The following is a 10373-nucleotide window of genomic DNA, read 5'->3' on the forward strand; positions in this document are numbered from 1 at the left end:
CGCCGGGCCGTCCCGTTGAGCGGGAGGTGCCGTCCGGGCCTTCGGAGGCCGCTTCCGCGACCGGCCGTGATCCCGCTGATCGGGAGTTCGCGGCCCCCGCCGGGCCCGCCGCGCTTAACGTGCAGCGGCGAAACCCTGAAAGTCCTCGAGAGCTTGGGCGTGAGATGACGGAACTGACCTACGAGTCCACGCTGCGCGAGCTGCAGACGGACCGCGGTGTGCTGCGCTACCACGAAGCCGGCGACGGGCCGCCCCTGCTGATGCTGCACGGTTCCGGTCCCGGCGTCACCGGGTGGCGGAACTTCCGCGGCAACCTCCCGGTCTTCGCCGAGCGATTCCGCTGCCTGGTCCTGGAATTCCCCGGGTTCGGCGTCAGCGACCCCACCGACGAGCATCCCATGGTCGCCGCTCCCGAGGCCGTCCGGCGCTTCCTGGACGGCCTCGGGCTCCCGCAGGTGGACGTGATCGGCAACTCGATGGGCGGCATCGTCGCCACCAGGTTCGCGATCAGCCACCCGGACCGCGTGCGCCGGCTCGTCACCATCGGCGGGGTGGGACGCGCCATCTTCAGCCCCTCGCCGGGCGAGGGCATCAACCTGCTGATGGAGTTCACCGAGGAACCCAGCCGCGAACGGCTCGTGGCGTGGCTGAACTCCATGGTCTACGACCGGTCGCTGGTGACCCAGGAGCTGATCGAGGAGCGCTGGGCGCACGCCACCGACCCGAGTACCCTCGCCAGCGCGCGGAAGATGTACGGCCGCAAGGCTTTCGAAGCCACCGCAGCCGCCGCGGCGAACTCCGACGAGCCGCCGTACTGGGCGATGCTGCACAAGGTCCGGGCCAGGACGCTGGTGACGTGGGGACGCGACGACCGGGTCAGCCCGGTCGACATGGCGCTCGTCCCGATGCGCACGATTCCCGACGCCGAACTGCACATCTTCCCCAACTGCGGGCACTGGACGATGATCGAGCAGAAGGAAGCCTGGGAGAGCGCGGTGCTGTCGTTCCTGACCCGGAAGGACGAGTCGTGACCGCGCCCTGGGACCACGAGTTCGACTTCGTCGTCGTCGGATCCGGCGGCGGCGGGATGACGGCCGCGCTGACCGCGACCGACTCGGGCCTGTCGACGGTGATCGTCGAGAAGGCCGGGAAGTACGGCGGCAGCACCGGAATGTCCGGCGGCGGCGTCTGGATCCCGAACAACCCCACGCTGCGGGCCAAGGGCCACGACGACAGCCGCGAGTCGATCCGCCGGTACCTCGACCTGCTCACCGAGGGCAAGGTCCCGGCGGCCCGCCTCGACGCCTACGTCGATCACGGCCCCGTGGCGATGGAGCTGCTGGGCCGCAGCAAGTGGATGCGGTTCTACTGGACGAAGGGATACGCCGACTACCACCCGGAGTACGAGGGCGGCCGGCCGCTGGGGCGATCAGTGGAGCCGCTCCCGTTCGACACGCGGAAGCTCGGCGCGGACGAGAAGTTCCAGCGCCCCAACAGCATGAAGGGCCCGCTGGGCCTGTGGGTCACCGGCAAGGACTACCACGACCTGGCCATGGTCAAGCGCACCTGGCGGGGACGCTGGGCGTCGGTGATCGCCGCCTGGCGGGTGTCCTCCAACGTCGTCCGGCGGCGGCACATGTCCACCGGCGGCCGGGCGCTGGTCGCGCGGATGCGGATGGCGGTCAAGGACGCCGGAATCCCGCTGTGGCTGCGGACGCCGATGACCGACCTCGTGGTCCAGGACGGGCGCGTGGAAGGCGTTGTCGTGCAGCGCGACGGCGAGCAGCTGCGCATCCGCGCCCGCCGCGGCGTGCTGCTCGCGACCGGCGGCTTCGACCACAACAGCGAGATGCGGGCGGAATACCTGCCGGAGGGCGGCCAGGAGAACCACAGCCTCGGCGCGGTGGAGAACGTCGGGGACGGCATCGCGGCGGGCCGGAAGCTGGGCGCGGCCCTGGACTTCATGGACGACGCCTGGTGGATGCCCTCGGTCGAACATCCGTCGGGCGCCACGATTCCGCTGGTCTCCGAGCGCGCCATCCCGGGCCAGATCATCGTGTCGCCGGACGGGAAGCGGTTCACCAACGAGTCGGCCCCCTACACGAACTTCGTGCACGCGCAGCTGGAGGGCAAGCACCAGCCGATCTGGTTCATCATGGATGCGAGGGCGCGCGCGAGGTATCCGTTCGCGCAGATCCTGCCGGGCATGCCGTTCCCGCAGAGCTTCTACGACGCCGGAATCGTGCACCGCGCCAACACGATCGCGGAACTCGCGGAGCAGGCCGGCATCCCGGCGGCCGCGCTGCAGCAGACCGTCGACCGGTTCAACGGCTTCGCCCGCGCGGGCAAGGACGCGGACTTCGGCCGCGGCGACAGCGCCTACGACCGCTACTACGGCGATCCGACGCTGAAGAACCCCAACCTGGACGTGATCGACAAGGCGCCGTTCTACGCGGTGAAGATCGAGACCGGTGATCTCGGCACCAAGGGCGGCCTGGTCACCGACGAGCGCGGCCGGGTCCTGCGCGCGGACGACTCGACGATTGAGGGCCTCTACGCCACCGGCAACACCACCGCCTCGATCATGGCCAACGAGTACGCCGGCCCCGGCGCCACCATCGGCCCGTCCATCGTCTTCGGCTACGTCGCGGCGAAGCACGCCGCGGGCGCTCTCTGATGCGACGGGAGGAACCATGACGCCGCCGACCGCCTGGAAGCTTCGCGTCGTCGAGGTGATCCGGGAGACCGCCGACGCGCACACCCTGGTCCTGGAGCGCACCGAGCAGCCGGGCGAGCCGTTCAGCTACCGGCCCGGCCAGTTCCTGACCATCCGGATTCCCTCGGACCGGCCGGGCGGGGCCGCCCGCTGCTATTCGCTGTGCAGTTCCCCGGTCTGCGACGAGAAGCTGAAGGTCACGGTCAAGCGCACCAAGGACGGCTACGGCTCGAACTGGATCTGCGACAACGTCGTCGCGGGCGACGTGCTCGACGTGCTGAGCCCGTCGGGTACGTTCACACCCGCGTCGCTGGACACCGATCTGCTGCTCATCGCCGCAGGCAGCGGAATCACCCCGGTGCTCTCGATCCTCAAGTCCGCGCTCTGCGCGGGCCGGGGCCGGATCACCTTGCTCTACGCCAACCGGGACGAGAACTCGGTGATATTCCGCGACGAGCTGCTCGGGTTCGACGAGCACGGCGACCGGCTCACCGTCCTGCACTGGCTGGAATCCGTGCAGGGCCTGCCGAGCTCCGCGGGCCTGCGGGCGCTGCTGCAGCCCTATGCCGACCGCGAGGCTTTCGTCTGCGGGCCGAAGGTGTTCATGGATCTGGTGCTCGAATCGCTAACCGCGCTCGGCGCGTCGTCGAAGCGGGTGCACGTCGAACGGTTCACATCGCTGACCGGGGATCCGTTCGCCACCCCCGGGAATTCCCCGGCCGACGAGGACGGACCGGTGAGCGAGGTGGAGGTGACCCTCGACGGCGAAACGCACACCGTGGCGTGGCCCCGGAGCAGCAAGCTGCTGGACGTGCTCCTCGCCGCTGGCCTGGACGCGCCGTATTCCTGCCGGGAAGGCGCGTGCAGCGCTTGCGCCTGCGTGCTGCTCGAAGGCGAGGTCGACCTCGAACGCAACGAAGTGCTCGACGAGAACGACCTCGCCGACGGCATCGTCCTCGGCTGCCAGGCCATGCCGCTCACCGACCGGCTGAAGCTGACCTACGACTCCTGACCAGGTCCCGGTGAACGGGCGGAAACCCGCGGTGCGTGCGTGCAGAACGCCCACACCGCGGGTTTTCGGCTACTCCGAAGGCTTTCCGCGACCACCGCAGGAGGACGGTCCCGGTGAGCGGGAGACGAGGCGCAGCAGCGCGACGTCGGCTGGCACCGTTCAGGCATGCTCGATGCGACAACTCGACAGGCTGCCGCCGACGCCCTCTGGGCCGCGCAGTCCGATCGCGCGCCGATCGATCCGCTCGCCGAACGGTTTCCCGGCATCGACGTGGTCGACGCCTACGAGATCCAGCTGCTGAACATCCGCCGGCAGCTCTCCGCCGGCGCGGTGGTGCGCGGTCACAAGGTCGGGCTGTCGTCCCCAGTGATGCAGCAGATGATGGGCGTCGACGAGCCCGACTACGGCCACCTCCTAGACACGATGGTCCTGGCGGAGGACCGCGCGGTCGAAACCGCGCGCTACTGCTACCCGCGCATCGAGGTCGAGATCGGCTACGTCCTGGGCGACTCGCTGCCGGGCGAGGGATGCACTGAGGAGGACGTGCTCGCCGCCACCGAGTACGTCGTCCCGAGCCTGGAGCTGATCGACAGCCGGATCAGGGACTGGCGGATCGGCCTCGCCGACACCATCGCCGACAACGCCTCGTCCGCGGGCGTCATCCTCGGCGCCGCCCGGGCCAAGCCCGGCGATCTGGATCTCGCCGACATCGAGGCCGTGCTGTTCTCCGGCGACACCGAGATCGCCCGCGGGAACACCAGTGCGGTGCTCGGGAACCCCACCACCGCGGTGGCCTGGCTGGCCCGCAAGGTCGCCACCTTCGGCGTCAGGCTCGAAGCGGGACACGTGATCCTGCCGGGCTCGTGCACCAGGGCCGTCGACGTCGCGCCGGGCGAGGAGTACCGCGCCGACTTCACCGGCCTCGGGTCGGTAACGGCCCGCTTCGCGTGAGGCGCACCGGCAATCTGAAAGGACGAATGGAACAGTGACCAAGGCGACCGCGGCCATCGTGGGCTCCGGCAACATCGGCACCGACCTGATGTACAAGCTGCTGCGCTCCGAAACCATCGAGCCGCGCTGGATGATCGGCGTGGATCCCGACAGCCCCGGGCTCAAACGCGCGCAGGAGAAAGGCCTGATCGGCTCCGCGGAAGGCGTCGACTGGCTGCTGGGGCAAGACGAGCAGCCGGACATCGTGTTCGAGGCGACCTCGGCCTACGTGCACCGGGAGAACGCGCCGAAGTACGCCGAGCGAGGCATCACGGCGATCGACCTGACCCCGGCCGCGCTCGGGCCCGCCGTCGTGCCCGCGGTCAACCTCGGCGAGCACCTCGACGCGCCCAACGTCAACCTGATCACCTGCGGCGGCCAGGCCACCATCCCGATCGTGCACGCCGTCTCGCGCGTGGTCGAGGTCGCCTACGCCGAGATCGTGGCCAGCGTCGCCTCCCCGTCGGCCGGGCCCGGCACCCGCGCGAACATCGACGAGTTCACCATCACGACCTCGCGCGGCATCGAGAAGATCGGCGGTGCCCAGCGGGGCAAGGCGATCATCATCCTGAACCCGGCCGAGCCGCCGATGCTGATGCGCGACACCGTGTTCTGCGCGATCCCGGAAGACTGCGACCGGGACGCGATCGCCAAGTCCATCCACGACATCGTCGCGGATGTCGCGAGCTACGTGCCTGGCTACCGCCTGCGCGCCGAGCCGCAGTTCGACGACCCGTCCACTGTGAACGGTGGAATGGCGCGCGTCGCGGTGTTCCTGGAGGTCGAAGGCGCCGGTGACTTCCTTCCCTCGTATTCCGGGAATCTCGACATCATGACCGCCGCGGCGGCCGGCGTCGGCGCGGGATTCGCCCGGCGGATCCGCGCGCAGAAGGGGCAGTGAGAAACCCATGGCCTACAGCACCGATCTCGACATCAGGATCACCGATTCCTCGCTGCGCGACGGATCGCACGCCAAGCAGCACCAGTTCACCGCCGAACACGTGCGGGATATCGTGGCCGCCCTCGACGGCGCCGGTGTCCCGGTCATCGAGGTGACCCACGGCGACGGCCTCGGCGGCTCGTCGTTCAACTACGGCTTCAGCCACACGCCCGAACAGGAGCTGATCAAGACCGCGGTGGCCACGGCGAAGCGCGCCAAGATCGCCTTCCTGATGCTCCCTGGCGTCGGGGTGAAGGACGACATCCGGGCGGCGGCCGACAACGGGGCCGCCATCTGCCGGATCGCCACGCACTGCACGGAGGCGGACGTCTCCGTGCAGCACTTCGGGCTCGCCCGCGAGCTGGGCCTGGAGACGGTGGGCTTCCTGATGATGTCCCACAGCCAACCTCCGGAAGTCCTCGCGCAGCAGGCCCGGATCATGGCCGATGCGGGCTGCCAGTGCGTCTACGTCGTGGACTCCGCGGGCGCACTCGTGCTCGAAGACACCAGCGAGCGGATCGCGGCGCTGGTCGCCGAACTCGGCGACGACGCGCAGGTCGGCTTCCACGGCCACGAGAACCTGGGCCTCGGGGTGGCGAACTCCGTGCTCGCCGTGCGCGCCGGGGCGACCCAGGTGGACGGCTCCACCCGGCGCTTCGGCGCGGGCGCCGGGAACACGCCGGTCGAGGCGTTCGTCGCGGTTGCGGAGAAGCTCGGCATCCGGACGGGCGTCGACACCCTGAAGATCATCGACGCCGCCGAGGACGTGGTCCGGCCCGTGATGGACGGCGAGTGCCTGCTGGACCGGCTCTCGCTGACCATGGGCTACGCCGGCGTCTACTCCAGCTTCCTCAAGCACGCCGACCGGGCCGCGAAGAAGTACGGCGTCTCCGGCGCCGAGATCCTCGTCGAGGCGGGCAAGCGCAAGCTGATCGGCGGCCAGGAGGACCAGCTGATCGAACTCGCCGTGGGCCTCGCCGGTCGCGGCGCCGACACCGAAGCGAGGACCAGCTGATGTCCAACCCGGTTCTGACGGCGGTCGAGGAGCGCGCCGAGGAGATCGCCGCGGCCGCCGCCTCGAACGAGCGGCTCGGCAGGCTCGACGACCGAGCGGCCAAGGTGCTCCGCGAGACCGGCGTGATCAAGATGCTGCAGCCCGCCCGTTACGGCGGCGCCGAGGCGCATCCGGCCGAGTTCGCCGAGACGGTGATGAAGGTCGCGAGCTACGACGGCTCCACCGGCTGGGTCGCCGGCATCGTCGGCGTCCACCCCTGGGAGATGGCGATGGCCGACCCGCGGGTGCAGGAGGAGATCTGGGGCGAGAGCACCGACACGTGGATCGCCTCGCCGTACGCCCCGCTGGGCGTGCTCAAGCCGGTCGACGGCGGTTACATCTTCAACGGGCGCTGGCAGTTCTCCTCCGGGACCGACCACTGCGACTGGATCTTCCTCGGCGCCTTCATGGGCGATGAGGAGGGCAACGTGGCCCAGCCGCCGGTGTCCTACCACGTGATCCTGCCGCGGTCCGACTACGAGATCGTCGAGGACTCCTGGGACGTCGTGGGCCTGCGCGGCACCGGCAGCAAGGACGTCATCGTCGAGGACGCGTTCGTCCCGTCGTACCGGGTGATCCCGTTCAGCACGATGCTCGACGGGTCGGCGCCCAGGGACGCCGGGCTGGACAACCCGACCTACCACGTCCCGTTCACCACGGCCTTCCCGCTGGGCATCACCTCCGCGGTGATCGGCATCTGCGAGGGCGCCCTCGCGCACCACATGGCCTACCAGCAGAAGCGCGTGCAGATCACCGGCACCAAGATCAAGGACGATCCCTACGTGCTGTTCGCGATCAGCGAGGCGGCGGCCGAGATCCACGCCTCCCGCGTCGCGATGCTCGACAACGTGTCCCGGATCTACGACAAGGTGGCGGCGGGCGAGGAGATCGGCTTCGGGGAGCGGGCGGTCAGCCGGCGCACCCAGGTCGCCGCGGCGTGGCGCGCCGTCCGCGCGATGGACGAGATCGTGGCCCGCTCCGGCGGCAACGGCCTGCGCATGGACAACCCGATCCAGCGCTTCTGGCGCGACGGCCACATGGGCATGGTGCACGCCATCCACGTCCCGGGCGCCGTCTTCCACGTGTCCGCGCTGACCGAACTCGACATCGAGCCGCCGCCGGGCCCGATGCGCTCGATGATCTGACCGCCCGCCACGATCCCGCCGCACAGAGATAGGAAGAACGCACATGCCCCAGATCCGCGGTCTCGGATACCTCACGGTGCAGACCCAGGACATCGACCGCTGGCGCGAGCTCACGGTCGAGGCCCTGGGGCTCCAGGAGACCACCGGCCCGAACCCCGACGGGCTCTACCTGCGCATGGACGAGCGGGCCGCCCGGCTGATCGTGCTGCCCGGCGACACCGACGAGGTGCTCGCCGTGGGCTGGGAGGTGCGCGACCAGTTCGGGCTCGCGGCCGTCGGCCGCGCCGTGGAGGCGGCCGGCACTGCGATCAAGGCGCTGTCGCAGGCCGAATGCGATGAGCGCCGCGTCGAGGCAGCGATCACCTTCGAGGACCCGACCGGCACGCCCGTCGAGGTGTTCTTCGGGCCGGTGCTCGACCACAGCCCGGTCGCCACCAAACACGCCCACCGGTTCGTCACCGGCGATCAGGGCATGGGACACGTGGTGCTGCCCACCACGTGTCCACAGGAGACGGTCGAGTTCTACACCGAGGTGCTGGGCTTCCTGCCGCGCGGAGCGATCCGCCTCGGCGGGGGAGCGCCGGACGCCCCGCCGCGCCGGGTGCGGTTCATGGGCGTGAACCAGCGCCACCACAGCCTCGCGGTGTGCCCGGCCCCGCACGGCGAGCCGCCGGGCCTGGTGCACCTGATGGTCGAGGTCGAGGAGATCGACACCGTGGGCCGGGCCCTCGACGAGGTCAACCGCCGCGGCTTCTCGCTGTCGTCGACCTTGGGCAGGCACACCAACGACAAGGCGATCTCGTTCTACGTCCGCGCGCCCGGCGGCTGGGACATCGAGTACGGCTGCGACGGCTTGCTCGTCGACGAGACGTACTACACGGCCGAGGAGATCACCGCGGACAGCTACTGGGGCCACGACTGGTCCGGTTCCGAACCGCTCGCGGCGTTCAGCCAGGAACGGTGAGCGGCCGATGAGCTCCCGGCCGGTGCACCCGGTGCCGCTGTCGCAGGTAGGAGCGTTCGACCACGAAGCCGACGTCCTCGTCGTCGGCTTCGGATGTGCCGGCGCGGCGGCCGCCTTCGAGGCGGCGTCCGCCGGTGCCGACGTCATCGCCCTGGAACGCGCCGGGGGCCCGGGCGGGTCCTCGGCACTGTCCGGCGGCGAGCTGTACCTCGGCGGCGGAACGCGTGTCCAGCGGGCGTGCGGTTTCGACGACACGCCGGACGAGATGTTCGCCTACCTCGAAGCAGCCCTCGGCCCGCACGCCGACGCGGAGAAGCTGCGGCTGTACTGCGACGAGAGCGTCGAGCACTTCGAGTGGTTCTGCGCCCGCGGGCTGACCTTCGAGGAGTCGATGTACGACGCCCCGAGCTGGATGCCGCCGACCCGCGACGGCCTGATGTGGCTGGGGGAGAACGCCTGGCCCTACAACACCATCGCGCGGCCGGTCCCGCGCGGCCACCGGCCCGCCGCGGAGAACTTCGGCGGATGGCTGATCATGGAGCGCCTCGCGTCGGCCGCGCACGAGGCCGGGGCACGGACGCACGCAGACACGCTCGCCACCGCGCTCGTCGTCGACGAGTCCGGGCGGGTCGCCGGGGTGGCGGCGACCAAGTACGGCAAGACCGTCCACTACCGCGCCCGTCGCGGCGTCGTGCTCACCACCGGCGGCTTCGTGGACGACGAGGAGATGCTCGCCGACCACGCGCCGGTGCTGCTCGGGCACGGCAAGGTCAGCGACGGCCTCGACGACGGCAGCGGGATCCGGATGGCCGCCGCCCTCGGCGCGGCCACCCGGAGGATGGCGCAGGTGGAGGCGGCGCTGACCGCGCTGCCGGCGATGGTCTGCCGCGGCATGCTCGTCAACGCGCTGGGCCAGCGGTTCATCAACGAGGACGTGTACCCGGGCATGTTCAGCCACGCCGCGCTGCACCACCCGTCGCCGTGGTGGGTGATCATCGACGAGGCGGGCTACGACGCCATTCCAGAGCGCGACCTTTGGGGCGTGCGGCCGCAGCACGTCGCCGAAACCCTCGCCGAGCTGGAAGAAGAGCTCGGCATGCCGGCAGGTGCGCTCGAAACGACCGTGGCGACGTACAACAGGCACGCCGTCGAGGGCGACGATCCCCACTTCCACAAGAACCCGGCGTGGCTGCGCGAGCTCAAACCGCCGTTCGCGGCGGTGAACCCGGCGCTCGGGTTCAACCCGGGAGGCGGCGACGCGGCGCCGCCGGGCACGGGCATCGCCGGGTTCACGCTCGGCGGCCTGCACACCACAGTGGACGGTGCGGTGCTCGACGTCTCCGGCAACCCGATCGCGGGGCTTTTCGCGGCGGGGCGGGCGAGTTCCGGGATCCACGGCGGAGGCTACGTGAGCGGCACGTCGCTCGGCGACGGGACGTTCTTCGGCCGCCGCGCAGGTCGCGCCGCGGCAGGCTAACCGCGACTGGCGCGGCGGCGACACCTGGTAGGGGCCCCAGTCCTCGTGAGTGTTCGCTCCGGTTCTTACCGGAGC

9 protein-coding genes are annotated in these 10373 nt (G+C 70.5%); all 9 read left to right on the forward strand.

Translation table 11 applies throughout. The features are described 5' to 3' along the window. The first annotated feature begins 164 nt into the window (after positions 1–164). The 9 genes from AB0I53_RS12680 to AB0I53_RS12720 all read left to right on the forward strand — a co-directional run bounded on the left by AB0I53_RS12680 (position 165) and on the right by AB0I53_RS12720 (position 10298). Complete coding sequence (locus tag AB0I53_RS12680) at positions 165–1031, forward strand: alpha/beta fold hydrolase (protein ID WP_358600790.1); 867 nt, start codon at positions 165–167, stop codon at positions 1029–1031. Next, positions 1028–2677, forward strand: a complete 1650-nt coding sequence (locus AB0I53_RS12685) for an FAD-binding protein (protein WP_358600793.1) — start codon at positions 1028–1030, stop codon at positions 2675–2677. The genes AB0I53_RS12680 and AB0I53_RS12685 overlap by 4 nt, the downstream gene beginning before the upstream one ends. Positions 2678–2693: 16 nt before the next feature. After that, positions 2694–3728, forward strand: coding sequence for a ferredoxin--NADP reductase (locus AB0I53_RS12690; protein ID WP_358600796.1), 1035 nt, complete (start codon positions 2694–2696; stop codon positions 3726–3728). A gap of 165 nt (positions 3729–3893) precedes the next feature. Continuing rightward, complete coding sequence (locus tag AB0I53_RS12695; RefSeq protein WP_358600799.1) at positions 3894–4679, forward strand: 2-keto-4-pentenoate hydratase; 786 nt, start codon at positions 3894–3896, stop codon at positions 4677–4679. A gap of 34 nt (positions 4680–4713) precedes the next feature. Next, positions 4714–5619: an acetaldehyde dehydrogenase (acetylating) gene (locus AB0I53_RS12700; protein WP_358600802.1), complete on the forward strand. Its 906-nt coding sequence runs from the start codon at positions 4714–4716 to the stop codon at positions 5617–5619. Positions 5620–5626: 7 nt separating this feature from the next. Then, entirely contained in the window at positions 5627–6673 is a 1047-nt protein-coding gene (gene dmpG / locus AB0I53_RS12705) for a 4-hydroxy-2-oxovalerate aldolase (RefSeq protein WP_358600805.1), read from the forward strand. After that, complete coding sequence (locus AB0I53_RS12710; RefSeq protein WP_358600808.1) at positions 6673–7857, forward strand: acyl-CoA dehydrogenase family protein; 1185 nt, start codon at positions 6673–6675, stop codon at positions 7855–7857. Before dmpG ends, AB0I53_RS12710 begins: the two co-directional genes overlap by 1 nt. A gap of 43 nt (positions 7858–7900) precedes the next feature. After that, complete coding sequence (locus tag AB0I53_RS12715) at positions 7901–8821, forward strand: VOC family protein (RefSeq protein ID WP_358600811.1); 921 nt, start codon at positions 7901–7903, stop codon at positions 8819–8821. 7 nt (positions 8822–8828) lie between these two features. Beyond that, the gene (locus tag AB0I53_RS12720) at positions 8829–10298 is read left to right on the forward strand and encodes an FAD-dependent oxidoreductase (protein ID WP_358600814.1); all 1470 of its coding nucleotides are present in this window, start codon (positions 8829–8831) and stop codon (positions 10296–10298) included. The last annotated feature ends 75 nt before the right edge of the window (positions 10299–10373 follow it).

Source organism: Saccharopolyspora sp. NPDC050389 (assembly GCF_040655595.1).
In the GTDB taxonomy this organism is placed as follows: domain Bacteria; phylum Actinomycetota; class Actinomycetes; order Mycobacteriales; family Pseudonocardiaceae; genus Saccharopolyspora.